27 protein-coding genes are annotated in these 22,792 nt (G+C 60.5%); 12 read left to right on the top strand and 15 right to left on the bottom strand.

Annotation, left to right across the window (positions count from 1 at the left end; genetic code table 11):
- Positions 1-110 precede the first annotated feature (110 nt).
- Positions 111-1,469 (bottom strand): DUF1329 domain-containing protein, encoded by a 1,359-nt coding sequence (locus AOA60_RS29195; RefSeq protein ID WP_099587271.1) that lies wholly within the window; start codon positions 1,467-1,469, stop codon positions 111-113.
- Positions 1,470-1,495: 26 nt separating this feature from the next.
- Complete coding sequence (locus AOA60_RS29190; RefSeq protein ID WP_099587270.1) at positions 1,496-3,277, bottom strand: DUF1302 domain-containing protein; 1,782 nt, start codon at positions 3,275-3,277, stop codon at positions 1,496-1,498.
- A 79-nt stretch (positions 3,278-3,356) separates the two neighbouring features.
- Between AOA60_RS29190 and AOA60_RS32445 the strand changes: the two genes are divergently transcribed.
- The gene (locus AOA60_RS32445; RefSeq protein WP_143522585.1) at positions 3,357-3,599 is read left to right on the top strand and encodes a hypothetical protein; all 243 of its coding nucleotides are present in this window, start codon (positions 3,357-3,359) and stop codon (positions 3,597-3,599) included.
- Positions 3,600-3,760: 161 nt separating this feature from the next.
- Here the strand turns inward: AOA60_RS32445 and AOA60_RS29185 are convergent, their stop codons facing one another.
- The 4 genes from AOA60_RS29185 to AOA60_RS29170 all read right to left on the bottom strand — a co-directional run bounded on the left by AOA60_RS29185 (position 3,761) and on the right by AOA60_RS29170 (position 7,119).
- Complete coding sequence (locus tag AOA60_RS29185; RefSeq protein ID WP_099587269.1) at positions 3,761-4,672, bottom strand: SDR family oxidoreductase; 912 nt, start codon at positions 4,670-4,672, stop codon at positions 3,761-3,763.
- Between the two features lie 118 nt (positions 4,673-4,790).
- Positions 4,791-5,693, bottom strand: coding sequence for an alpha/beta fold hydrolase (locus AOA60_RS29180; RefSeq protein WP_099587268.1), 903 nt, complete (start codon positions 5,691-5,693; stop codon positions 4,791-4,793).
- The gene (locus AOA60_RS29175; protein WP_099587267.1) at positions 5,693-6,475 is read right to left on the bottom strand and encodes a class II aldolase/adducin family protein; all 783 of its coding nucleotides are present in this window, start codon (positions 6,473-6,475) and stop codon (positions 5,693-5,695) included. The genes AOA60_RS29180 and AOA60_RS29175 overlap by 1 nt, the downstream gene beginning before the upstream one ends.
- A gap of 185 nt (positions 6,476-6,660) precedes the next feature.
- Complete coding sequence (locus tag AOA60_RS29170) at positions 6,661-7,119, bottom strand: flavodoxin (RefSeq protein ID WP_099587266.1); 459 nt, start codon at positions 7,117-7,119, stop codon at positions 6,661-6,663.
- 128 nt (positions 7,120-7,247) lie between these two features.
- Here AOA60_RS29170 and AOA60_RS29165 point away from each other — a divergent pair, with 128 nt between their 5' ends.
- Positions 7,248-7,715, top strand: a complete 468-nt coding sequence (locus AOA60_RS29165) for a PAS domain-containing protein (protein WP_099587265.1) — start codon at positions 7,248-7,250, stop codon at positions 7,713-7,715.
- 60 nt (positions 7,716-7,775) lie between these two features.
- Positions 7,776-8,381, top strand: a complete 606-nt coding sequence (locus AOA60_RS29160) for a hypothetical protein (protein WP_099587264.1) — start codon at positions 7,776-7,778, stop codon at positions 8,379-8,381.
- A 1-nt stretch (position 8,382) separates the two neighbouring features.
- On the opposite strand, the gene AOA60_RS29155 is transcribed toward AOA60_RS29160, so the two are convergent.
- Positions 8,383-9,342 carry a MerR family transcriptional regulator gene (locus AOA60_RS29155; RefSeq protein WP_099587263.1) on the bottom strand — a complete coding sequence of 320 codons (960 nt, stop codon included), beginning with the start codon at positions 9,340-9,342 and terminating at the stop codon, positions 8,383-8,385.
- 214 nt (positions 9,343-9,556) lie between these two features.
- Between AOA60_RS29155 and AOA60_RS29150 the strand changes: the two genes are divergently transcribed.
- From AOA60_RS29150 to AOA60_RS29125, 6 genes are read left to right on the top strand one after another with little or no spacing between them, the layout of a single operon-like run.
- Complete coding sequence (locus AOA60_RS29150; RefSeq protein WP_099587262.1) at positions 9,557-10,117, top strand: antibiotic biosynthesis monooxygenase; 561 nt, start codon at positions 9,557-9,559, stop codon at positions 10,115-10,117.
- A gap of 57 nt (positions 10,118-10,174) precedes the next feature.
- Positions 10,175-10,885 (top strand): dihydromonapterin reductase, encoded by a 711-nt coding sequence (gene folM / locus AOA60_RS29145; RefSeq protein ID WP_099587261.1) that lies wholly within the window; start codon positions 10,175-10,177, stop codon positions 10,883-10,885.
- A gap of 20 nt (positions 10,886-10,905) precedes the next feature.
- The gene (gene folE / locus AOA60_RS29140) at positions 10,906-11,466 is read left to right on the top strand and encodes a GTP cyclohydrolase I FolE (RefSeq protein ID WP_099587260.1); all 561 of its coding nucleotides are present in this window, start codon (positions 10,906-10,908) and stop codon (positions 11,464-11,466) included.
- A gap of 2 nt (positions 11,467-11,468) precedes the next feature.
- On the top strand, positions 11,469-11,840 hold the full coding sequence (folX, locus tag AOA60_RS29135; protein ID WP_003194073.1) for a dihydroneopterin triphosphate 2'-epimerase: 372 nt from the start codon (positions 11,469-11,471) through the stop codon (positions 11,838-11,840).
- Positions 11,841-11,856: 16 nt separating this feature from the next.
- Positions 11,857-12,153, top strand: a complete 297-nt coding sequence (locus AOA60_RS29130) for a DUF1244 domain-containing protein (protein ID WP_143522584.1) — start codon at positions 11,857-11,859, stop codon at positions 12,151-12,153.
- Complete coding sequence (locus AOA60_RS29125; RefSeq protein WP_178075430.1) at positions 12,146-12,487, top strand: HopJ type III effector protein; 342 nt, start codon at positions 12,146-12,148, stop codon at positions 12,485-12,487. The genes AOA60_RS29130 and AOA60_RS29125 overlap by 8 nt, the downstream gene beginning before the upstream one ends.
- Positions 12,488-12,612: 125 nt before the next feature.
- Here the strand turns inward: AOA60_RS29125 and trxB are convergent, their stop codons facing one another.
- Positions 12,613-13,575 carry a thioredoxin-disulfide reductase gene (gene trxB / locus AOA60_RS29120; protein WP_010206474.1) on the bottom strand — a complete coding sequence of 321 codons (963 nt, stop codon included), beginning with the start codon at positions 13,573-13,575 and terminating at the stop codon, positions 12,613-12,615.
- A 281-nt stretch (positions 13,576-13,856) separates the two neighbouring features.
- Between trxB and cysZ the strand changes: the two genes are divergently transcribed.
- Together cysZ and AOA60_RS29105 are read left to right on the top strand one after the other, a co-directional pair.
- Positions 13,857-14,621, top strand: a complete 765-nt coding sequence (gene cysZ / locus AOA60_RS29110) for a sulfate transporter CysZ (protein ID WP_099587257.1) — start codon at positions 13,857-13,859, stop codon at positions 14,619-14,621.
- Between the two features lie 54 nt (positions 14,622-14,675).
- Positions 14,676-15,878, top strand: coding sequence for a glycosyltransferase family 1 protein (locus tag AOA60_RS29105; protein WP_099587300.1), 1,203 nt, complete (start codon positions 14,676-14,678; stop codon positions 15,876-15,878).
- Here AOA60_RS29105 and AOA60_RS29100 read toward each other — a convergent pair.
- The 7 genes from AOA60_RS29100 to rplU all read right to left on the bottom strand — a co-directional run bounded on the left by AOA60_RS29100 (position 15,847) and on the right by rplU (position 21,456).
- A complete protein-coding gene (locus tag AOA60_RS29100) occupies positions 15,847-16,950 on the bottom strand; it encodes an NADH:flavin oxidoreductase (RefSeq protein WP_099587256.1) in 1,104 nt (367 codons plus the stop codon). The genes AOA60_RS29105 and AOA60_RS29100 overlap by 32 nt on opposite strands.
- Before the next feature lie 188 nt (positions 16,951-17,138).
- Entirely contained in the window at positions 17,139-17,621 is a 483-nt protein-coding gene (locus AOA60_RS29095; protein ID WP_099587255.1) for a glutathione peroxidase, read from the bottom strand.
- A 101-nt stretch (positions 17,622-17,722) separates the two neighbouring features.
- Positions 17,723-18,187 (bottom strand): CreA family protein, encoded by a 465-nt coding sequence (locus AOA60_RS29090; RefSeq protein ID WP_099587254.1) that lies wholly within the window; start codon positions 18,185-18,187, stop codon positions 17,723-17,725.
- Between the two features lie 15 nt (positions 18,188-18,202).
- Positions 18,203-19,321, bottom strand: a complete 1,119-nt coding sequence (proB, locus tag AOA60_RS29085) for a glutamate 5-kinase (protein WP_026013771.1) — start codon at positions 19,319-19,321, stop codon at positions 18,203-18,205.
- Between the two features lie 111 nt (positions 19,322-19,432).
- Positions 19,433-20,656, bottom strand: coding sequence for an Obg family GTPase CgtA (cgtA, locus tag AOA60_RS29080; protein ID WP_015885843.1), 1,224 nt, complete (start codon positions 20,654-20,656; stop codon positions 19,433-19,435).
- A 193-nt stretch (positions 20,657-20,849) separates the two neighbouring features.
- Positions 20,850-21,107, bottom strand: a complete 258-nt coding sequence (rpmA, locus tag AOA60_RS29075; protein WP_003176049.1) for a 50S ribosomal protein L27 — start codon at positions 21,105-21,107, stop codon at positions 20,850-20,852.
- A 34-nt stretch (positions 21,108-21,141) separates the two neighbouring features.
- A complete protein-coding gene (rplU, locus tag AOA60_RS29070) occupies positions 21,142-21,456 on the bottom strand; it encodes a 50S ribosomal protein L21 (RefSeq protein ID WP_026014348.1) in 315 nt (104 codons plus the stop codon).
- Between the two features lie 239 nt (positions 21,457-21,695).
- Between rplU and AOA60_RS29065 the strand changes: the two genes are divergently transcribed.
- A complete protein-coding gene (locus AOA60_RS29065; protein WP_099587253.1) occupies positions 21,696-22,664 on the top strand; it encodes a polyprenyl synthetase family protein in 969 nt (322 codons plus the stop codon).
- Positions 22,665-22,792: the final 128 nt, after the last annotated feature.

The following is a 22,792-nucleotide window of genomic DNA, read 5'->3' as shown; positions in this document are numbered from 1 at the left end:
GGAGGGGGCTTGCCCCCGATGGCGGTGTATCAGTCAACCAATCCAGTGACTGATACTCCCTCATCGGGGGCAAGCCCCCTCTCACATGTTGACTGCGCTTCGATCCGGGATCAGCGTACGCCTTCAGCCCTCAACGCGGCCGGGGTGTAGTCCGCTGCCTTGGCGGCGAAGCCGAACACGAAGCTGCTTTTCTCCTCGTTTTTCATGCCCAGTGCGATGTAGCGACCGGCAATGATGTCGTACAGGGTTTCGACGGTGTAGGCCGGCACCTGGTGGTCGTAGTAGAACTGCGCATGGCCTTCGGCAACGCGCCACAGTTGGCCGCGACCGTCGTAGTGATCCACCAGCGCGACTTGCCAGCTGTCTTCGTCGATGTACATGTGGCGCTTGGCGTAGATGTGCCGCTCGCTCGGTTTGACCGTGCCGACCACTTCCCACACGCGGTGCAGTTCGTAGCGGGTCAGGTCCTGGTTGATGTGGCCGGCCTTGATGATGTCGTCGTACTTGAGGCTCGGCGAATCGAGTTTGTAGCTGTTGTAGGGGATGTACATCTCCTTCTTGCCCACCAGCTTCCAGTCGTAGCGGTCGGGGGCGCCGGAGAACATGTCGAAGTTGTCGGTGGTGCGCAGGCCATCGGACGCGGTACCCGGCCCGTCATAGGACACTTGCGGCGCACGGCGCACGCGGCGTTGGCCAGCATTGTAGATCCAGGCCAGGCGCGGTTCTTTCACCTGGTCGAGGGTTTCGTGCACCAGCAACACGTTGCCCGCCAGGCGCGCCGGGGCGGTGACCGACTGCTTGAAATAGCTCAGCACGTTGGCCGCCTTGGCCGCGTCGATATCTGGGATCGCCTGGGGCACCGCCACTTCTTCTTCGAAGCGGATCGGCGTGTAGCTGCCGTTGGTCTGCGGGGTGGCCTGAGTGATGATGCGGCGCAGGTTGCCGCCGTGATAACGGGTGATGTGGTTCCACAGCACTTCCACGCCATTCTTCGGAATCGGGAACGCGTAGTAACGGTTGCCGGTGAAGTTCTCCAGGCCGTTGCCGTCGTTGATCGCCTTGACGTTGAGCGCGCTGCGCTTGATCGATTCGTAGATGTCCGCCGGCAGGTTGACCGTACGATGGCTCGGGTACACCGGGATCTTGTAGGTCTCGGGGTAGCGCTTGAACATCGCCACCTGGCCGTCGGAGAGTTTGTCTTTGTACTTGTCGACGGTGGCGGCGGTGATCACGAACAGCGGTTTTTCACTGGCAAACGGGTCGGCCAGGAAGCCTTTGCTGTCCACCGCGCCGGCGTTTTTCGGGATGCCGCCGGTCCAGGCCGGAATCGAGCCGTCGGCATTGCCGGCTTTTTCGGCGCCGACTGGCGTGAGGGTGGTGCCCAGCTTGGCCGCTTCTTCCGGCGACACGGCTGCCATCACGTGGGCGGCCAACAAACTCAGGGCCAACACTGCAATTGTCTTACGCATAGGTTCTTGTCCTTCTTTAAGCCAAATCAGAAGTTCACGCCGAAGCTGAGGGCGAGGAAGTCGCGGTCGGTCAGGGTGTTGTAGTCGCCGCCGAAAAAGTCGGTGTAGCTGAGGCTGGCGGTGTAGGTGCTGCGGTAGTCCGCATCCACGCCGACGCTGATGGCCTTGGCGCCTTTGTTGAAGATCCCGTTGGGGCCGTAGCCGGCGACGTCATGGGACCAGGACAGGTTGGGCTTGAGGTTCACCCCGAAAATCGCGTTGTTGTAGTCGAGGATCGCCCGCGCGCGGTAGCCCCAGGAGGTGGAGGTGACAAAACCGTCGGTGTCGCCCTGGAAACCGTAGGCGCCGTAGACCGAATCACGGCCATAACGCAGTTTGGATTTGTCCTCCAGGCCCGCCACGTGCACGACGGCCGCCTCGCCGACCAGGGTCAGGCGTTCGGCGCCGAGGACTTGGTCGAAGAACTGGGTCATGGTGCTTTGGATCTGGGTGATTTCCTTGCGGCGGTAGCCTTTGTTGTCGCTGCCGAAATTGCTGCGGATGGGTGAGGCCAGTTGGCCGGCGATAGGGTTGACCAGCGCCAGTGTCAGGTCAGTGGTGTTCAACTGCACCGGGGCATTGGGCCGGTAGCTGATTTCCCCGGTCCACGCGGTGCCGGTGGGCAAGGTCGTGGAGAAACTCGCGCCGAACAGGCGGATGTCTTCCGGGTAGTCGAGATAGTACTGGCCACGGCCGAGCATGGTGCTCTGGGCCAGGGCTGAACCGAAACCTGCAGGAGCGGCGGCGGCGATGCCACCAATGGTCGCCAGGTTCGTATTGGCGGTAATCGTGCCGACAGTGGGCGTACGGCTGTGATAGTTCATGAAGTAGAGGCCGTACTCGGTGTCATCACCCAACCAGCGCAGGGCTGCACCGAATTGGCCGGAGTCCCGCGCATCACGGTCGCCGGCACGCTGCACCACCACACCCTCGCGGGTCACCACAAAGCCTTGGCCGCGTGATGCGGCGATGGGTTGCAACGCGGCGATCCCCGGACTGCCTACGGTGTAATTACCCGTGCAACCATCCGCCGCTACGTCACCGCCAAAGAAGGTGCCGCAGTTGTCCAGTACGGTCTGGTCCCACTCCAACTGATAGAACCCTTCCACAGTCAGTTGGTTGGTCAGGCTCTGGGACGCAAACAGCATGTTCACCGGGATCAAGCCTTCCTTGATCTCGGCACCGGGCCGGCGGAACGCCGACACGTCAATCGGGTTGATGCTGTTGATGGAGTTGCCGATGAAGGTACTTTCGCCCCAACTGACCACCTGCTTACCGGCGCGCACGGTGCCCGGCAGGTCGCCCAGGGAGTAGTTGTGGTAGACGAAGGCATCGAGGATCTGCGCACCGCTGGACTTGGCGCCTTCCTTGCGGTTGTGGTCGCTGATCTGCTTGAACTCGCGGTCTTCGTCCTTGAGTTCAAAGTCATACCAGTACTTGCCACGCACGAACACACCGGTATCGCCGTACTTGAGTTCCAGGTCGTGCAGGCCCTTGAAGATTTTCGAGAAGGTCTCGCCCTTCTTGAAATTGAGCCGCCCGTCATCCCCCGTGGAAGCCTGGCCTGTGCCGCCATTGACGGTACCAACCAGGCTCTTGTCGGCATCGCGCATGCCCCAACTCGACCCCACCGACAACGACGAATCGAATTGCCCTTCGATCTCGCCAATATTGAACGAAACAGCCTGAGCCTGGGCGCAGCAACCCAAGGCAACCGCAGCGGCCAGCGCCTGTGGCGTGAAGATGGCGCGCATTGTTGTTTTTGTCATGCGTCTTCCCCGGTGAGTGACAGAAGGCCCCACCCTACTGCCGCGCATCAGGAGCGATAAGCGCACCAAGGAGGGATTCGTGTTGTCGCTCGAAAGGATTACCGGGCGCTCTGGCCTGGGTCTGGGCGGGGGCATCGACCGGGTGGATGGCGGGTTATCAGGGGCGTGGATGGCGAGCGCCGTAACTGTTGCAATTTTGACAACAGTGCATGTCGTGAATCGCTATTACTCATGCTGTTACAAACGACTATTCTTGCCGGGCTTTCAGGGCAAACAGTCCGCTTCCTGCCAACGGAAGAAAAGCCAGATTCAAATGGATTGATGTCTTTTTTCAATCTGTTACCGGTGTTCACTGACGTTGATTTGTCGCTCCTTGATCCAACGTCTTACTTCAGCCGCTGCGTTTGCAGTGGCTTTTTTTTGCCTGAAATAAAACGAGGCGCCATCAGCGCCCCGTAGGATTCAATCTTTTTCAAGCAACGATCAGAGGCTGTATTTCTGCAAGTTGGCCATCATCTCCTTCAAGGCCTCGATGTTGTCCTTGGGATGAGCCGCCCCTTCGAAGTCGCAGATCTGCTGCCAGTGCGCGGCCACATCATCCGGCGAAAAGCCGGCTTCGGGATCAAAGCCCACGCCCAGGCTGCGCTCCCAGCGGGTCTTGCCGATCCAGCCACCGCCCACTTCAAACAACCCCGAGGTTTCCTGGCAGGCCTCGCTGCCCAGGTACACCACCAGCGGGCTGACCAGTTCCGGCTTGAGACGCTCGAACACTTGCGGCGGGATCAGGCCTTCGGTCATGCGCGTGGCGCCCGTGGGGGCGATGGCGTTGACCAGGATGTTGTTCTTGCGCCCTTCCAGCGCCAGGGTGCGGGTCAAGCCATACAGGCCGAGCTTGGCCATGCCGTAGTTGGACTGACCGAAGTTGCCGTAGATACCCGAGGTGGACGCGGTGAAGATCACCCGGCCGTAACCTTGCTCACGCAGATGGGGCCAGGCGGCGCGGGTGACTTTGTAGGCGCCTTCGACATGCACGCGGTACACCAGGTCCCAGTCGGCGTCTTCCATTTTGTGGAAGGTTTTGTCGCGCAGGATGCCGGCATTGTTGACCACCACGTCGATGCGGCCAAAGGCGTCGAGGGCGTTCTGCACAATCTTGTCACCGTCGGTGACAGAGTCGTGGTTGGCTTCGGCGATCCCGCCCGCTTCGCGAATCTCGGCCACCACCCGGTCGGCCGCCGAGGCATTGGCGCCTTCGCCCTGGGTGGAACCGCCCAGATCGTTGACCAGCACCTTGGCCCCGTGTCTGGCGAACAACAGCGCATGGGCCCGGCCCAATCCGCCGCCGGCACCGGTGACGATCACGACCTTATCCTGGAACTGCACTGACTCACTCATACCGAACTCCAATGGCGACAATGGGAATGGGTCGAGTGTCGGGCACCCAGCCTCTGGTCACAATAAAGACGGCCAGGGCTGAATGGTGCTCGATAAGGCAGAGGGATGATCCTAGGGTCTAGGAATAAGCCAGGCGCGGCGCGGCCAGCCCAATTCGATCACGAAACGCCTGGTAGTGCTTGAGCACCAGCACCGGCGCCTCGATCTGCGGGTAGTGGCCGATATTGGCCAGCAACACCGTGTCGGCGTTGGGCACCAACTGGCGGTAGCGCTCCACCATATGGATACCCGAGATCGGGTCGATCTCGCCGTCGATCACCCGCAACGGCACGTCAGCGTGCTGCATCGCCGCCACCCAGCGATCACGCAGGCGCCGACGCTGGGGAATGTAGGCAATGAGTTTGTGCAGGATGCGCGTGCCATCGTTGCAGTCGATCAGGCTCCAGAAATCGTCAAGGGCGCTTTCGCTGGGGCGGGTGTTGGGGCCGAATATCTGGTTGAAGCTGTCGGCCAGGGCATTGCGCCCGAACGCGCGGCCGATCATCCAGCCCAGCGGGCTGAGCAAGAGCTTTTGCACCAGCGCCGGGCGATGGGTTTCCGGGAACAGCCCGCCGTTGAGAAACACACAACTGGCCATCTGGAAGCGGCCTTCATAGTGTCGGGCCAACAGTTCCTGGGCGACGCTGTCGCCGTAGTCATGGGCCAACACGTGCACAGGCTGATCCAGGCGCAGATGCTCAAGCAGCGCCTGTTGCAAGTCGGCCTGTTCGAGCAAGCAGTAGCCATGGTCCAGCGGCTTGTCCGAATCGCCAAAGCCGAGCATGTCGCAGGCGATGACCAGGTTGTGCTGGGCCAGGGGTTGCCACACGTAATGCCAGTCCCAACTGGCGGTGGGAAAGCCATGGATCAGCAGTAACGGTTCGCCCTGCCCCGCTGTCCAATAACGGATGGTGCGACCGCGAAAGTCGAAACTCTGGCTGCGTTTGCGCCAGGCTCTGAGCGGGATCTCGGCGAGTGGCATCAGCTGTTATACCCAGGATCTTGAGCATCCAATTTGCGTAGCAACGCCGGCCAGGCCAGCGCGCCCCCCATACCCTGGGCGCTCTTTGTGACAGCCGCGACCATGGCCTTGGCGCCCGCCAGAATCTGCGGGCCAATGGCGATCAATTCAGCGCCGCCGTTTTGCGCCAGCACCTGGATATCGCAGGCGCGCTGAAAGGTGAACATCATCAGGAAGGTGTCGGCGATGGTACTGCCACAGGTGAGCAGACCATGGTTGTGCAGCATCAGGAAATTGTTGTCGCCCAGGTCGGCCTGCAGGCGCGCCTTCTCTTCGTGGTTCAGCGCCACACCTTCGTAGGCATGATAGGCCAGGCTCGACAGCACGAAGATCGATTGCTGGCTGATCGGCAGCACGCCTTGTTTCTGCGCCGCCACCGCCACGCCGGCGGCCGTGTGGGTATGCAGCACGCAGGTGACATCGTGGCGCACTTCATGGATGGCGCTGTGGATGGTGTAGCCCGCGGGGTTGATCTCGTAGGAGCTGTCCATCAGCTTGTTGCCGGCCTGGTCAACCTTGACCAGGCTCGACGCGGTAATCTCGTGAAACATCAGCCCGTAAGGGTTGATCAGGAAATCATCGGTGCCCGGCACCTTGGCCGAGATGTGGGTGAAGATCAGGTCGTCCCAGCCATGCAGCGCCACCAGGCGATAGCAGGCCGCCAGGTCGACACGGGCTTGCCACTCGGCAGCACTGACCTGATCTTTGACAGTCTGTGGCGATACAACAGGGGCTAGGCTCACGGCAACGACCTCCTTGGCGCACTTCTTATTATTTTTTGAGTGATGGGCCAGTCTAGTCAGACGCCCTGGCAGACGGAGTTGCCTTCGCAGCCAGCTTGATGACCGTACGAGTCAGCTAGGAGAATAGTTTAAATCTGTGTAAACGGCGTCAAAGAGACGCCGTCAATAAAGCCACTGCGAACCGCTCAGTCAGCGCCCAGTGCGGTGACCAACTCAGCCAGCCACGGCTCGGCGTCGGTTTCCGGAGTAACGCTTTCGCTGGCGTCCAGGCGCAGCATCGGCAGGACTTCGCGCACGCCCAACTCGTCGAACAGTTCACGCATCTGCTCGCCGCCGCCACAGAAGGTGTCGCCGTAGCTGGCGTCGCCCAGGCCGATCACCGCACCGGGCAGACCGCGCCAGGCCGAAGGCAACTGGTCGCGAATCGTCGAATACAACGGTTGCAGGTTGTCGGGCAGTTCACCCATGCCGGTGGTCGAGGTCACCGCCAGAAACGCCTCGGGGGCAAACGCCTGCACCTCCGCCAGGGTTGCACGGGGGTTGTGCCAGGCTTCAAAACCGGCTTTTTTGAGGATGCCGACGGCGTGGCGGGCGACTTCTTCAGCCGTGCCGTAGACCGAGCCGGAAAGGATGGCGACTTTCATCAATCTGATCCTGTAGTTGAGCGAAAGCCTGGGATATTAACAGCGACGCAAATATTTCGGGGCACACCGTGCAAGATTCAGGACTTGCCATAAACTGCCCATTTCAACAACCAGCCATGGATCGCTCAATGATTAACGCCAAGCTGATGCAAATGGTGATCGCCGCTTCCAACGACGGCATCGTGGTCGCCGAACGGGAAGGCAAAGACAAGCCGCTGATTTACGTAAACCCTGCATTCGAACGGCTGACCGGCTACACCCTGGATGAAATCCTCTATCAGGACTGCCGCTTCCTGCAGTCGGGTGACCGTGACCAGCCAGCGCTGATGGCTATCCGGGACGCGCTGGAGAATGGTGGGACGTGCCGGGAAATCCTGCGTAATTACCGCAAGGACGGCAGCCATTTCTGGAACGAACTGTCACTTTCGACGGTGTATAACGCGGCCGATAAACAGACGTATTTTGTCGGCGTACAAAAAGACGTCACGCTCCAGGTCAAGGCCCAGCAGCGTGTCGCGCAATTGGAAGGCGAATTGGCCCAGGTCAAGGCCGAGCTAGCGGCGCTCAGGGCGACCAGCGGATTAAACAAAACTTAGAAAATGCGGCCATATGAGCAGATAATGGCACTTTAATGCCCTCCCTACTGAGCCCGTACGATGCAACGCGATGCGCTTCTGACCCAGGATGAGCTGGATTTCATTCAGAACATGCAACACAACCCGCAACTCAACTTGCGGGATGCGTCGTCGAGCCTGACCGTCAACGGCGGTGCGCAGATTCGCGACTTGCTCACCCGCCTGGCCGCCCACGACCATGTCACCATCCAGGCACAGTTCGACAACCAGCAACTGACCTTTCCCCTGCACTTGGTGGAGGATGAGTTCAATGCCGTGCATTTGCGTCTGGGGGTGCCGAGCATTTTCGAAGACGGCCCAGTGATCCGCGCCTGGCGGCTGGCGCTCGAAGCACCGGTGGCCCTGGAAAACATCAAGGGCACGGCGAGCGCGCTGTGGGTGCATGAAGTGTCATTCAAGGGCGTGCTGGTGGAGATTCGGGGCAGGATCAAGCCGCCAAAAACCTTTTCCCTGTGGTTCAGCCCTTCCGGCTATGAGCGCATCAGCCTGCGCGGCGCGTTCGAACGGGAAACGGCGCGGGGGTTGTTTGCCTATCGCCTCAGCCAAAGCGATACGGATGAAATCGAGCGCCTGCGCCAGTTCATCCTGCATCAGCACCGCCTGGTGCACCCGCAGATGCACGCCTGAGTCAGGTATCCAGGTTACCGCTGAGGAACTGCTGCAAGCGGCGTTGCATCTCGCGCCCTTCGCTGCCCAGGCAACCGATGGAGGAGCCTGCCAGTGCGCTCTGCGCCAAGTCCGACGCGGCCCCCGCCAGAAACAATGGGCAATCGAGGGTCAACGCCAAGCGATTGAGGCGCCCGGCCAACTCAAGGTTATGGGCGTGATTGGAGAGGATGACCAGCGCCTGGGGCTGCATCTTTTCACACACCAGGGTCAGCTCATCAAACGGCTGGCCCATGCCCAGCACCTTCACGGTCAAGTCATCACGACTCATCAACAGCGCCGCCACCAGCAACTCCAGTTTGCGGCATTCGCCGGGCATGGCGGTCAGCAGTACCCTGGGCGCCAGCGACCCACTCGCGACGTGCAGCCGCAGGAAGGTTTGTACACGCAGGAAGGCGTCGAAAAACAGCCATTCGCTGGCCTGGCCGAAACCTCCCTGGTGGCGCAACAGCTCGTTCCAGAGGGGCATCAGGATGTCCTGGAACGCCACACTGAGGGGATAAGTGGTAAAAATCTGGCCGTACACGCTCTCAAGCTGGCGGTCATCAAAGGCACTGATCGCGGTCATCAGGCGCGCCCGCCACTGCGGCAATTCGGCGTCTTCACGGGTGTCACGCTCAGCACGAATCATTTCGGCCTGCTGATCGTCGCGGGCGAGAATCTTGCCGACCTTGCTCACGGCCACTCCCCGCTCGATCCAATCAAGAATGCGATTGACGGTCTCGATGTCGGACTTGGAGTAGAGGCGATGCCCACTTTCGGTGCGCATGGGCTGGATCAGACCGTAACGGCGCTCCCAGGCACGCAGGGTGACCGGGTTGATGCCTGTCAATCTTGAGACTTCACGGATTGGAAACAGCTCAGAGACGTCAGTTGAATCCAGATGCGAAGTGCTATCAGTGGGAGCAGTAATCACGGGCATTTGAGACCAAAAAACCGTTTGTAGTCGGGTGCTCATTTAACGCCTTTAGACCTGTCTTTTTCAAGGTCTGGGCTTTTCGGACCAATGTCGCTGGTGTATTTCGGCAAAACAGGAATAATCCTTGCCTGCTTTTTACACGTCGCTGCAACACCCCGCAGCTTCGTCTGTGCGCCGCCTACCCGGTTCAGCGCACCCGTATATTTGGAGATACACAATGTCTACCTCTCCCGTCACCTTGATGGTTGCGCGCCGCGTCGCCAAAGGGCGCTACGAAGAACTGATGGCCTGGCTGCGCGAAGGCGAGCAATTGGCCACCGACTTCCCCGGTTACCTGGGTTCCGGCGTGCTGGCACCGCCGCCCAACGATGACGAATTCCAGATCATTTTCCGTTTCGCCGATGAAAAGACCCTGCACGCCTGGGAGTTTTCCGCCTCCCGTGGTGCGTGGCTGAGCCGTGGCAGCGAGTTGTTTGCCGACCCATCCGAGCACCGCGTACGTGGCATCGACGGCTGGTTTGGTGCGGCCGGCGCGCGTCCGCCGCGCTGGAAACAGGCGGTGGCGATCTGGCTGGCGTTTTTCCCGGTGTCGCTGCTGTTCAATTTCGTCCTGGGGCCATTGCTCAATCAGCTCGACCTGGTGCCGCGCGTGCTGGTCAGCACGATGGCACTCACGCCGCTGATGGTTTACTGGTTCATTCCGCTGTCGACCCACCTGCTGGCGAACTGGCTGCATCCCGCGCCAACACCGCGCAAGGCCGCCGAAGCGGCGGCGTGAGTACAGGGGCGACCCGTCGCTGGTATGATTTGCGCCTGCCAGCGACGCGAGCCTCCCATGACTGCAACCCATGCACCGATCCTGATCACCGGCGCCGGCCAACGTGTCGGCCTGCATTGCGCCCAGCGCCTGCTGGACGAAGGCCAACCGGTGATTTTCAGCTATCGCAGCGAACGCCCCGGCGTGCAGGCCCTGCGCGAACGGGGTGCGGTCGGTGTGTTTGCCGACTTCTCCAACGAAGCTGGAATCCTGACATTTATCGCTGACCTGCAGACCCATACTCAAAGCCTGCGCGCGATCATCCACAACGCCTCGGCCTGGGTCGTGGAAACCCCGGGCGACGAAAGCCGCGCCTTCAGCGACATGTTCAGCGTGCACATGCTTGCGCCGTACCTGATCAACCTGCATTGTTCACCCCTGCTGCAACGTTCTTCACCAGCCGACATCGTGCACATCAGCGATGACGTGGTGCGCAAGGGCAGCCGCCAGCACATTGCCTACTGCGCCACCAAGGCCGGGCTCGATAGCCTTACGCTGTCATTTGCCGCGCAGTTCGCGCCGCTGATCAAGGTCAACGGCATCGCCCCGGCGATGGTGATGTTCAACGAAGACGACGACGCGGCCTATCGCAGCAAGGTATTGGCCAAGTCTGCCCTGGGCATCGAGCCCGGTCCCGAGGTGATCTACCAGAGCGTGCGCTACCTGCTGGACAACCCCTATGTCACCGGTACCACCCTGACCGTCAACGGCGGGCGGCATATCAAGTAAGCCGTATGTGAGGATGTTGTATGACCTTGTCCCTGCCCCAACACTACCGCGAGATTCTCAAAGGCCTCGGCGAAGACCCAGAGCGCGAAGGCTTGCTCGACACGCCCAAGCGCGCCGCCAAAGCCATGCAGTACCTGTGTCATGGCTATGAGCAGAACCTGGAAGAGATCGTCAACGGGGCGCTGTTCTCTTCCGATAACGACGAGATGGTGATCCTCAAGGACATCGAGTTGTACTCGCTGTGCGAACACCACCTGCTGCCCTTTATCGGCAAGGCCCATGTGGCCTATATTCCGACTGGCAAGGTGCTGGGCCTGTCGAAACTGGCGCGTATCGTCGACATGTTCGCCCGGCGCCTGCAGATCCAGGAAAACCTCACGCGGCAGATCGCCGACGCCATCCAGGACGTGACCCAGGCCGCCGGTGTGGCCGTGGTGATCGAGGCCAGGCACATGTGCATGATGATGCGCGGCGTGGAGAAACAGAATTCAACCATGAACACCTCGGTGATGCTCGGCGCCTTCCGCGAGTCGAACACCACGCGCATGGAGTTCCTGCAACTGATTGGACGGAGCAAGTAGCAATGCCACAACTTCAACCAGGCATGGCGCGCATCCGGGTCAAGGACCTGTGCCTGCGCACCTTCATCGGCATCAACGAGGACGAGATCCTCAACAAGCAGGATGTGTTGATCAACCTGACCATCCTGTACGCCGCCCAGGAGGCGGTGCGCGACAACGATATCGACCACGCGCTGAACTACCGCACCATCACCAAGGCGATCATCGCTCATGTGGAAGGCAACCGCTTTGCCCTGCTGGAGCGTCTGACCCAGGAACTGCTGGACCTGGTGATGAGCAATGAATCGGTGCTGTATGCCGAGGTCGAAGTGGACAAGCCCCATGCGCTGCGCTTTGCCGAGTCGGTTTCGATTACCCTGGCGGCCAGCCGCTGACATTCAAGTGAACCCTATGAACGATCAACAACGCCTCGAACTCGAAGCTGCCGCCTTCCGCCGGCTGGTGGCCCATCTGGACAGCCGCAAGGATGTGCAGAACATCGATCTGATGAACCTCTCCGGTTTCTGCCGTAACTGCCTGTCAAAGTGGTACAAGGCCGAGGCCGACGAGCGCCACATCGAGCTGAGCCTCGATGATGCCCGTGAAGTGGTGTACGGCATGCCGTACGCCGACTGGAAAGCCCAATACCAGAAAGAAGCCAACGCCGACCAACAGGCGGCGTTCGCCAAAGGAAAAACCCATGACTGATCTGAACACCCTGCGCGCCAGCCTCAACAGCGGTGACCATGCTTTTGCCGATACCCTGGCGTTTGTTGCCGCAGGGTATGACTACCAGCCACAAGCCTTCACCAACGGCGCGGTGGAAAACGCGGCCGGGCAGAATGAAGGGTCGTGCAAGACGCTGGGTCTGGCGGTGCTGGAAGGCTTGAGTGACCAGGAAGCGCTGCTGGCGTTTGGCGAGCATTACCGCTCGGTAATCGCTACGCCTGAGGGCAGCGACCACGGCAATATCCGCGCATTGATCGCCAATGGCCTGGCCGGTGTGAAATTCAGCGCGCAGCCACTGACCCGCAAATCCTAAGTCAGACGCAGATCAAAATGTGGGAGGGGGCTTGCCCCCGATGTCGGTGTGTCAGTCAGTACATTTGATACTGAACCACCGCTATCGGGGGGCGAGCCCCCTCCCACATTGTTTTAGGGCGTTTGTTAGAACGAAGCGTCCTTCAGGCCGTCGAGGTAACGCTCGGCATCCAGTGCGGCCATGCAACCGGCGCCAGCCGAGGTAATGGCCTGACGGTACACATGGTCAGCCACGTCGCCGGCCGCGAAGATGCCTTCGATGTTGGTGGCAGTCGCATTGCCTTCACGGCCGCCCTGCACCACCAGGTAGCCGTCTTTGGCTTCCAGCACGCCTTCGAACAACGAGGTGTTCGGGGTGTGGCCGATGGCGATGAACACGCCGTCGACTTTCAGTTCGTCGAAGCTGCCGTCGTTGTTCTTCAGGCGGGCACCGGTCACGCCCATGTTGTCGCCCAGGACTTCATCCAGGGTGGCGTTGAGCTTGAGGATGATCTTGCCTTCAGCGACACGGGCGTGCAGCTTGTCGATCAGGATCTTCTCGGCGCGGAAGGTCTCGCGACGGTGAACCAGGGTCACGGTGCTGGCGATGTTGGCCAGGTACAGCGCCTCTTCCACAGCCGTGTTGCCGCCGCCGACGACCGCAACTGGCTTGTTGCGGTAGAAGAAACCGTCGCAGGTCGCGCAGGCAGAAACGCCTTTGCCCATGAACGCTTCTTCCGATGGCAGGCCCAGGTAACGGGCGCTGGCGCCAGTGGCGATGATCAGCGCGTCACAGGTGTAGACGCCACTGTCGCCGGTCAGGCTGTAAGGTTTTTTGGAGAAGTCGACCTGGTTGATGTGATCAAACACGATCTCGGTTTCAAAGCGCTCGGCGTGTTCTTTCATACGCTCCATCAGCACCGGGCCGGTCAAACCGTGGACGTCGCCCGGCCAGTTGTCGACTTCCGTGGTGGTGGTCAACTGACCGCCCGCCTGCATGCCGGTGATCAGCAGCGGCTTGAGGTTGGCCCGGGCAGCGTAGACCGCAGCGCTGTAACCGGCAGGGCCGGAACCGAGAATAATCACTCGCGAATGACGGGTATCAGACATGACTCACTCCTATCGACCGCCCGGACTACAAGGCGGCTGGAATAAAAAAGGACTGCGAAGCACTTGGGGAAGGCTTTAACTCGCAGATCCTGAAAATAATGGGTGCAGCGTATAGAGGGGGGCAAGATTAAGGAAATACGGTTTAACAATCCAGCTCATAGGCGGTCTCTATGCTGTCAGTTGGCCTGATCGACGCCTTTGTTAACTTTGATGTCGCGGCTTTCACCTTGAATGCAAAGCCGGTAAGGTCGGCGCGATCGTCATTCTGCTCGGAGTTCTCCATGCCCGCCCCTGCTCTTTCCGGCCCGCAATATCTGCGTGAAGGCCTCAAACTGGTATTGAGTCCTGGCCTGCGGCTGTTTGTGCTGCTGCCCCTGGCGATCAACCTGGTGCTGTTCGTCGGATTGATCTACTTCGCCGGTCATCAGTTCAGCCTGTGGGTCGACCACTTGATGCCGACGCTGCCGAGCTGGCTGAGTTTTCTTAACTACCTGTTATGGCCCTTGTTTGTGGTGTTGGTGGTGCTGATGGTGTTTTTCACCTTCACCATGCTCGCCAATATCATCGCGGCACCGTTCAATGGCTTTCTCTCGGAGAAAGTCGAAGTGGTGGTGCGCGGTACCGATGACTTCCCCGCGTTCAGTTGGGGCGAGCTGATCGCCATGGTGCCGCGCACCCTGGCTCGGGAAATGCGCAAGCTGGGCTACTTTCTGCCGCGGGCGATCGGTCTGTTTATCCTGTCGTTTATCCCCGTTGTGAACCTGATCGCGGCGCCGCTGTGGCTGCTGTTCGGCGTGTGGATGATGGCGATCCAATACATCGACTACCCGGCCGACAACCACAAGCTGGGCTGGAACGAGATGCTCGCGTGGCTGCGCCAGAAGCGCTGGCAGAGCATGAGCTTCGGCGGAATCGTTTATCTGGTGCTGCTGGTGCCGGTGGTCAACCTGCTGATGATGCCGGCGGCAGTGGCCGGGGCGACGCTGTTCTGGGTGCGCGAGCAAGGCGCCGAGGCGATGGCCACGCCCAAGGTGCCCAGGTCATAAATCCATCATCTGGATGACACAATGGCGACATGGCCCACCGGGACACTGTGGGTCATGACGACAGCTTCGCTCCATATCACCCTGATCACCGAAACCTTCCCGCCAGAGATCAACGGGGTGGCCAATACCCTTGGTCGCCTGTGCGACGGTTTGCGTGCGCGCGGCCATCAAGTCGAGCTGGTGCGTCCACGCCAGGGCGCTGATCAGAGCCGGCTCAGCGACGACGAACTCTTGCTGTGCCGCGGCTGGCCGCTGCCGGGTTATCCAGGCCTGCAATGGGGCCAGTCGTCGATGCACAAGTTACTGCGACGGTGGACACGCCAACGCCCGGACGTGCTCTACATCGCCACCGAAGGCCCGCTGGGATTGTCCGCACTGCGTGCAGCACGCCGCCTGGGAATCAGTGTGGTCAGTGGCTTTCACACCAACTTCCAGCAGTATTCGAACCAGTACGGCTTGAGCCTGCTGAGCCGTGTGGTCACGCATTACCTGCGCTGGTTTCACAACCGTTCGACCCTGACCCTGGTGCCCAGCGCCAGCCAACGCCTGGAGTTGGAGCGCCGGCATTTCGAGCGCCTTGGCATGTTGTCGCGCGGTGTCGACAGCCAGTTGTTCCACCCGGCCAAGCGTGACAATGCACTGCGTGAAAGCTGGGGTCTGGAGAACGACGATATTGCTGTGCTGCACGTTGGCCGCCTGGCCCAGGAGAAAAACCTCGGGCTGCTCAAGCGCTGCGTCGATGCGCTTCAAGCTACGTATCCATCGCGCCGCATGAAGCTGATCATCGTCGGCGACGGCCCGCAACGCGCACTGCTTGAGCGCGATCTGCCCGACGCGGTGTTCTGCGGCACTCAACGCGGCGAAGAGCTGGCACGGCATTACGCCTGCGGTGACCTGTTTCTGTTTCCCAGCCTGACCGAAACCTTCGGCAACGTCGTGCTGGAAGCCATGGCTTCAGGTCTTGGGGTGGTGGCCTACGATCAAGCGGCCGCAAGCCAGCACCTGCGACACGGCTATAGCGGCGCACTGGCGATGCCGGGGGATGAAGATGCGTTTTGCGATGCGGCCATCTGGCTACTGGAAGAGCGCGAAACGTTGCGCAGGGCGCGCCTGAACGCGCGCCAACATGCCAGTCGCCAGGGCTGGCCGGCGATTATCGAACAGTTCGAACGCCAGTTGCGCGGCGTGTGCAAGGACGGCCACCCAGTGCCCGCCCTGACGCCACTCAGACCAGAGTCGTCAACGCCTCACGACTGAACGGCAGAATGTCGCCCTCGCGACCTTCACGCACCTTCACGGCCCAATCCGGGTCAACCAACAGCGCACGACCTACGGCAACCAGATCAAACTCGTCGTTATTCAAGCGCTCCAGCAGTTTTTCCAGGCTGGCCGGCTGCGCGACCTTGTCGGTGTTGACCATGAACTGCAGGAACTCTCCGTCCAGCCCGACGCTGCCGACGGTGATGGTCGGTTTGCCGGTGAGCTGGCGGGCCCAGCCGGCCAGGTTGAGGTCGGAACCTTCGAATTCCGGCTCCCAGAAACGGCGGGTGGAACAGTGGAAAATATCCACGCCGGCGTCGGACAAAGGCTTGAGGAATTCACCCAATGCCTCAGGGGTTTGCACCAGACGCGCGGTGTAGTCCTGCTGCTTCCACTGGGAGAAACGGAAGATGATCGGGAAATCCGGGCCAACGGCGGCGCGGGTGGCCTCGATCAGTTCGATGGCAAACCGCGAGCGGTTAGCGAGGCTGCCGCCGTATTCGTCGGTACGCTGGTTGCTGCCTTCCCAGAAGAACTGATCGACCAGGTAGCCATGGGCGCCGTGGATTTCCACACCGTCCATGCCGATGCTTTGGGCGTCTTTGGCGGCTTGGGCGAAGGCGTTGATCACGTCCTTGATGTCCTGGGCAGTCATGCCGTGGACGACCACGTTGCCGTCCTTGAGTTTTTCCATCGGACCGTAGGCGGGAACGCTGGCGTCAGGCTCGGTGCCGATACGGCGCACGCTGCCTACATGCCACAGTTGCGGGACTATCTTGCCGCCTTCGGCGTGTACCGCATCGACCACTTTCTTCCAGCCGGCCAAGGCCGCCTCACCGTAGAAATGCGGGACATTCGGGTAGCCGTTGGAGGCCTGGTGACCGACCACAGTGCCTTCGGTGATGATCAGGCCCACGCCAGCGGCAGCGCGGCGACGGTAGTATTCGATCACTTTGGAATTGGGCACGCCACCCGGAGAAAACGAGCGGGTCATCGGCGCCATGACCACGCGGGTCGACAGTTGCAATGCGCCGAGCTGGAAAGGTTTGAACAAGGCTTGGACGGGCATGGGGGCACTCCACGGGAGACGGGGTTTATGATGCAGATAATATGGGGAGTGCACAGCGCTGGGTAGCACTATTGATTGGGGTGATTAAGGGGTAAAAGCAGTGAGGTATTGGGCTGCTACCCAGCCCAGCGCGGGCGGTGCGACGATTCGACAAACTCGCTCACCACACAAGCCCGCCGGCCAAAGGTTCAGCTCAGGGCTTTTTCGATGGCCTGGACGACTGCTGGATCATCCGGCGCTGTGCGCGGTGAGAAGCGCGCGAGCACGCGACCATCTTTACCGAGCAGGAATTTTTCGAAGTTCCAGGTGATATCCCCAGGAAATTCGGCGCCCTCACCTGCCAGCAAACGGTAGAGTTGGTGACGCTCCGGGCCGTTTACATCGAGCTTGCTGCCCAAGGGAAAAGTGACACCGTAGTTCAGGTTGCAGAACTCGCGGATTTCCTCTTCGGTACCCGGTTCCTGGCCGGCAAACTGGTTGCACGGCAGGCCCAGCACGGTAAACCCCTGGTCCTTGTACTGCTGATAGAGGTTTTCCAACGCCGCATATTGCGGGGTCAGGCCGCATTTGGAGGCCACATTAACCACCAGCACGACCTGCCCCTTGAAGGGCGCCAGTGGCAGCTCTTGTCCGTCCAAAGCTTTGAGTTTCAGGTCGTGGAAAGCACTCATGACGAACTCCAGATATCCCATATTCTTTACGTTGCGGCTCATCGAGATTACAACTCGCAAGCCTGCAATCATAGACGCCGATTACAAAACCCGCCTGCGGATTACTGAGCGGTCGGCCACGGCAAAATCGGAATCGCGGTCACGGCGTTCTGTGGGCTGCCTTCGATCAGGCGGTCGCTATAGACCAGATACACCAGGGTGTTGCGCTTCTTGTCGAGGAAACGCACCACCTGCATGGTCTTGAACACCAGTGAGGTGCGCTCCTTGAACACTTCGTCGCCGTCCTTGAGCTCACCCTTGAAGCGGATCGGGCCGACCTGACGGCAGGCAATCGACGCTTCGGCACGGTCTTCGGCCAGGCCGAGGCCGCCCTTGACGCCGCCCGTCTTGGCGCGGGACAAATAGCAGGTCACGCCGTCGACCTTGGGGTCGTCAAACGCTTCCACGACAATCCGGTCATTGGGGCCGACAAACTTGAACACCGTCGACACCTGGCCAATCTCTTCGGCCGAAGCCAGCAGCGGCGTCAGCAACAGCAGGCCCAGCGCGAACTTCACTAAACGCATCGTATATTCCTTTGGTTAAACCAGGATCAGGTTGTCGCGGTGAACCAGTTCCGGTTCGGCCATGTAACCCAATAGTCCGACAATCGCATCCGACGATTGTCCAATAATTTTCTGAGCTTCCAGGGCGCTGTAATTAGCCAGGCCGCGAGCGATCTCACGACCGTCGGGGGCCACGCACACCACCATTTCGCCACGGCGGAAACTGCCTTGTACCAGTTTGACGCCCACCGGCAGCAAGCTCTTGTTGCCTTGGGACAGCGCCGACACCGCGCCATCGTCCAGTACCAGGGTGCCACGGGTTTGCAGGTGACCGGCCAGCCACTGCTTGCGTGCCGCCAACATGCCGCGTTCCGGCGACAGCAGCGTGCCGATGCGCTCCCCAGCCTTTAGGCGATCCAGCACGCGCTCCAGGCGCCCACCGACGATGATGGTGTGTGCCCCGGACCGTGCAGCCAAGCGTGCAGCTCGCAGCTTGGTCTGCATGCCGCCACGGCCCAGGGCACCGCCGACACTGCCGGCCACGGCGTCAAGCGCCGGGTCATCGGCACGCGCTTCATAAATAAGCTGGGCATCGGGATTGTTGCGCGGGTCGGCGTCGAACATGCCGTCGCGGTCGGTGAGGATCACCAACAGGTCGGCTTCCACCAGGTTGGCCACCAGGGCGGCCAGGGTGTCGTTGTCGCCGAAACGGATTTCGTCGGTGACCACGGTGTCGTTCTCGTTGATCACCGGGATGACCTTGAGCTCCACCAGTGCACGCAACGTGCTGCGGGCGTTGAGGTAGCGCTTGCGGTCGGACAGGTCATCGTGGGTCAGCAGGATCTGCGCCGTGTGGCGGCCATGCTCGGCGAAGCTGGACTCCCAGGCTTGCACCAGGCCCATCTGGCCGATTGCGGCAGCGGCTTGCAGTTCGTGCATCGCGCTGGGTCGCGCGGTCCAGCCGAGGCGGCTCATCCCGGCGGCTACCGCCCCGGACGACACCAGCACCAACTCGACGCCCGCTTCATGCAGGGCCACCATCTGCTCGACCCAAACGCTCATTGCTGCGCGATCCAGGCCTTTGCCATCCGCTGTCAGCAGCGCACTTCCGATCTTTACGACCCAGCGCTGCGCACCTGTCACTTTGCTCCGCATCATCTTCAACCTTAGATTGAGGGCTGCGCGACCCAGCGCGGCCCATAACGTTAAACCCGGATACTAAAACGCCGCTCTATAGAGAGCGGCGTTCAAGTTTACTGCAACGGATCAGTCACGCACGTAAATGATTTCCGGACCGTCTTCATCATCCACGTCTTCTTCGTCCCAATCGTCGTCGCCGATGTCATGGACCGACTTCACGCCGCTGCGGCGCAGGGCACGCTGGTCGTCCAGGGCTTGCAGCTGGGCGCGGGCTTCGTCTTCGATCTGCTGGTCGAGTTCGGCCAGTTCTGCCTTGAATACCGGGTCGGCGGCCAGGCGGTCGGCGCGGTCTTCGAGGTAGCGCATGATGTCGCGGGTCAGGCGCTCGGTGCCTTCTTTGGCGATGGCCGAGATCACGTAGACCGGACCGGTCCATTCCAGGCGGTCAACGATTTCCTTGACGCGCTCTTCGTGCTCTTCTTCGAGGATCTGGTCGCACTTGTTCAGCACCAACCAGCGATCACGCTCAGCCAGGGCCGGGCTGAACTTGGTCAGCTCGCTGACGATCACTTCGGCGGCGTCTGGTGCACTGGTGTCATCCAGCGGCGCCATGTCGACGAGGTGCAGCAGCAAACGGGTACGGGACAAGTGCTTGAGGAAGCGAATCCCCAGGCCTGCGCCATCGGAAGCCCCTTCGATCAGGCCGGGAATGTCGGCGATCACGAAGCTTTTCCAGCGGTCGACGCTGACCACGCCCAGGTTTGGCACCAGGGTGGTGAACGGGTAGTCGGCGACTTTCGGCTTGGCGGCCGAGACCGAGCGGATGAAGGTACTTTTACCCGCGTTCGGCAGGCCCAGCAGGCCTACGTCTGCCAGTACTTTCATTTCCAGCTTGAGGTCGCGCTGCTCGCCAGGCTTGCCCGGCGTAGTCTGGCGCGGTGCACGGTTGGTACTGGACTTGAATCGGGTGTTACCCAGACCGTGCCAGCCGCCCTGCACAACCATCAGCTTCTGGCCGGCCTTGGTCAGGTCGCCAATCACTTCCTGGGTCGCGGAGTCGATGATCGTGGTGCCGACCGGTACGCGCAGTACCAGGTCTTCACCTTTCTTACCGGTGCAGTCGGTGCTGCCGCCGTTGGAGCCACGCTCGGCATCGAAGTGCCGGGTGTAACGGTAGTCGACCAGGGTGTTGAGGTTCTCGTCGGCCATCATGTAGATGGAACCGCCGTCACCGCCGTCACCGCCGTTGGGGCCACCGTTTTCGATGAACTTTTCGCGACGGAAACTCATGCAACCGTTACCGCCGTCGCCTGCTTTTACTCGGATGGAAACTTCATCAACGAACTTCATAACAAAACGCCTCTCGCCGCACGGACGAGCTTAAAAAACCAAGACATAAGACTCTTGCAAAAATGAGCGCAGCGACCTCAATCAGCGACCGCAAATCCAGCGCCGGAGCCCATCACAAACAGCTTTGCAAGAGACTCACCCCACAAACGAAAAAGCCCCGTCGCAAGACAGGGCTTTTCCAGCGATCTCGCAATTAAGCTGCGACAACGCTCACGTAACGGCGGTTGAACGCGCCTTTTACTTCAAACTTGATCACGCCTTCGATTTTCGCGAAGAGGGTGTGATCTTTACCCATGCCTACACCGTAACCGGCGTGGAATTGGGTGCCGCGCTGACGCACGATGATGTTGCCCGGAATGATTTTCTGGCCGCCATACATCTTAACGCCAAGGCGTTTGGCTTCTGAGTCGCGACCGTTACGGGTACTACCACCAGCTTTTTTGTGTGCCATGAGTCAATTCTCCTAGTGAGGAATTAGGCTGAAATTAAGCCTGAATACCGGTGATTTTGATCTCGGTGTACCACTGGCGGTGGCCCATACGCTTCATGTGGTGCTTACGACGACGGAACTTGATGATGCGGATTTTATCGTGACGCCCTTGGGAAATCACTTCAGCCACAACGGTAGCGCCAGCAACAACTGGAGCGCCGATGTTCACGTCATCGCCATTGGCGACCAACAGAACGCGATCAAAAGTAACGGATTCGCCAGTAGCGACTTCCAGTTTTTCGATCTTCAGGTATTCACCTGGGGCGACCTTGTATTGCTTGCCACCAGTAACAATTACTGCGTACGACATGGTATTTCTCCGATAATCCTGCTCACCCAGCTCTTTATAAGAAGAGGTATTGGCTGGCATGGCTGCATGGGATGGACGTCCCGAATGCAATTGCGTAAGGCAGGTGCTGCCCAGGAAGTTCAGGGTGCGCGATTGTACGCAAGGCAACGAGGCCTTGCAAGGGGCCGTCTATCGCGCCTTGACACTGCGGGGTCAGGGTCCTAGCATGCCGCGCAACCCTTCTGGAGCGACTGTCGCTGATGCAACCCCAAGCTTTCTACCGCGCGGTCGCGGACGATTTTAGCGCCGTCGACGGCATCATCAAGCAGCAGCTGACGTCTAAAGTGCCGCTGGTCTCCAAAATTGGCGACTACATTACGTCGGCGGGCGGTAAGCGCCTGCGTCCTTTATTAGTGTTGCTGTGTGGCAAGGCCCTGGGCCGCGAAGGCGATGACCTGCGCCTGCTGGCGGCCACCATCGAATTCCTGCACACCGCCACCCTGCTGCATGACGACGTGGTCGACATGTCCGGCATGCGCCGTGGTCGCGAGACCGCCAATGCCATGTGGGGCAACGCCCCGAGCGTGCTGGTGGGCGATTTCCTGTATTCGCGCTCGTTCGAGATGATGGTCGAACTGGGCTCGATGCCGGTGATGAAGATCCTGTCCCAGGCCACGCGCATCATCGCTGAAGGCGAAGTGTTGCAGTTGTCGAAGGTCCGCGACGCCAGCACCACCGAAGAAACCTACATGGAAGTGATTCGCGGCAAAACCGCGATGCTCTTCGAAGCCTCGACCCACAGTGCTGCGGCCCTGTGCGGTGCGACCGCCGAACAGGCCGAAGCCCTGCGTACCTTTGGTGATCACCTGGGCGTGGCCTTCCAACTGGTGGATGACCTGCTCGACTACAAAGGCGACGCCGAAACCCTGGGCAAGAACGTCGGTGACGACCTGGCCGAGGGCAAGCCGACCTTGCCGCTGATCTACACCATGCGCGAAGGTACGCCGGAACAGGCCGCCCTGGTACGCAAAGCGATCCAGAAAGGCGGGATCGAAGACCTGGAAAGCATCCGTGAGGCCGTAGAAGCTTCGGGCTCCCTGGACTACACCGCACAGCTGGCGCGTGATTACGTGGCCCGTGCGATCCAGTGCCTGGAAGCCCTGCCTGCCAGTGAATACCGGGACGCCCTGGTTGAACTGAGTGAGTTTGCGGTCGCGCGTACTCACTAAGTCAGACCAATGTGGGAGGGGGCTTGCCCCCGATAGCGGTAGATCAGCCAGCCTCTGTATAGACTGGCACACCGTCATCGGGGGCAAGCCCCCTTCCACATTTAGATTTCATACAACCTGCAAGACTA

The organism is Pseudomonas sp. 2822-17, assembly GCF_002742485.1.
Classification (GTDB): Bacteria; Pseudomonadota; Gammaproteobacteria; order Pseudomonadales; family Pseudomonadaceae; genus Aquipseudomonas; species Aquipseudomonas cyclaminis.
This window is presented reverse-complemented; position numbering and strand designations above follow the sequence as displayed.

Excerpts from the sequence above, each read along its gene's own strand:
- AOA60_RS29180 (WP_099587268.1), bottom strand. The coding sequence starts at position 5,693 with ATGCCACTCGCCGAGATCCCGCTCAGAGCCTGGCGCAAACGCAGCCAG.
- rplU (WP_026014348.1), bottom strand. The coding sequence starts at position 21,456 with ATGTCGTACGCAGTAATTGTTACTGGTGGCAAGCAATACAAGGTCGCC.
- AOA60_RS29185 (WP_099587269.1), bottom strand. The coding sequence starts at position 4,672 with ATGAGTGAGTCAGTGCAGTTCCAGGATAAGGTCGTGATCGTCACCGGT.
- AOA60_RS29125 (WP_178075430.1), top strand. The coding sequence starts at position 12,146 with ATGACTGATCTGAACACCCTGCGCGCCAGCCTCAACAGCGGTGACCAT.
- trxB (WP_010206474.1), bottom strand. The coding sequence starts at position 13,575 with ATGTCTGATACCCGTCATTCGCGAGTGATTATTCTCGGTTCCGGCCCT.
- AOA60_RS29065 (WP_099587253.1), top strand. The coding sequence starts at position 21,696 with ATGCAACCCCAAGCTTTCTACCGCGCGGTCGCGGACGATTTTAGCGCC.
- AOA60_RS29100 (WP_099587256.1), bottom strand. The coding sequence starts at position 16,950 with ATGCCCGTCCAAGCCTTGTTCAAACCTTTCCAGCTCGGCGCATTGCAA.
- folM (WP_099587261.1), top strand. The coding sequence starts at position 10,175 with ATGACTGCAACCCATGCACCGATCCTGATCACCGGCGCCGGCCAACGT.
- AOA60_RS29160 (WP_099587264.1), top strand. The coding sequence starts at position 7,776 with ATGCAACGCGATGCGCTTCTGACCCAGGATGAGCTGGATTTCATTCAG.
- AOA60_RS29195 (WP_099587271.1), bottom strand. The coding sequence starts at position 1,469 with ATGCGTAAGACAATTGCAGTGTTGGCCCTGAGTTTGTTGGCCGCCCAC.
- rpmA (WP_003176049.1), bottom strand. The coding sequence starts at position 21,107 with ATGGCACACAAAAAAGCTGGTGGTAGTACCCGTAACGGTCGCGACTCA.
- AOA60_RS29170 (WP_099587266.1), bottom strand. The coding sequence starts at position 7,119 with ATGAAAGTCGCCATCCTTTCCGGCTCGGTCTACGGCACGGCTGAAGAA.
- cgtA (WP_015885843.1), bottom strand. The coding sequence starts at position 20,656 with ATGAAGTTCGTTGATGAAGTTTCCATCCGAGTAAAAGCAGGCGACGGC.
- AOA60_RS29090 (WP_099587254.1), bottom strand. The coding sequence starts at position 18,187 with ATGCGTTTAGTGAAGTTCGCGCTGGGCCTGCTGTTGCTGACGCCGCTG.
- proB (WP_026013771.1), bottom strand. The coding sequence starts at position 19,321 with ATGCGGAGCAAAGTGACAGGTGCGCAGCGCTGGGTCGTAAAGATCGGA.
- AOA60_RS29190 (WP_099587270.1), bottom strand. The coding sequence starts at position 3,277 with ATGACAAAAACAACAATGCGCGCCATCTTCACGCCACAGGCGCTGGCC.
- folE (WP_099587260.1), top strand. The coding sequence starts at position 10,906 with ATGACCTTGTCCCTGCCCCAACACTACCGCGAGATTCTCAAAGGCCTC.
- AOA60_RS29150 (WP_099587262.1), top strand. The coding sequence starts at position 9,557 with ATGTCTACCTCTCCCGTCACCTTGATGGTTGCGCGCCGCGTCGCCAAA.
- cysZ (WP_099587257.1), top strand. The coding sequence starts at position 13,857 with ATGCCCGCCCCTGCTCTTTCCGGCCCGCAATATCTGCGTGAAGGCCTC.
- AOA60_RS29130 (WP_143522584.1), top strand. The coding sequence starts at position 11,857 with ATGAACGATCAACAACGCCTCGAACTCGAAGCTGCCGCCTTCCGCCGG.
- AOA60_RS29095 (WP_099587255.1), bottom strand. The coding sequence starts at position 17,621 with ATGAGTGCTTTCCACGACCTGAAACTCAAAGCTTTGGACGGACAAGAG.
- AOA60_RS29155 (WP_099587263.1), bottom strand. The coding sequence starts at position 9,342 with ATGCCCGTGATTACTGCTCCCACTGATAGCACTTCGCATCTGGATTCA.
- folX (WP_003194073.1), top strand. The coding sequence starts at position 11,469 with ATGCCACAACTTCAACCAGGCATGGCGCGCATCCGGGTCAAGGACCTG.
- AOA60_RS29105 (WP_099587300.1), top strand. The coding sequence starts at position 14,676 with ATGACGACAGCTTCGCTCCATATCACCCTGATCACCGAAACCTTCCCG.
- AOA60_RS29165 (WP_099587265.1), top strand. The coding sequence starts at position 7,248 with ATGATTAACGCCAAGCTGATGCAAATGGTGATCGCCGCTTCCAACGAC.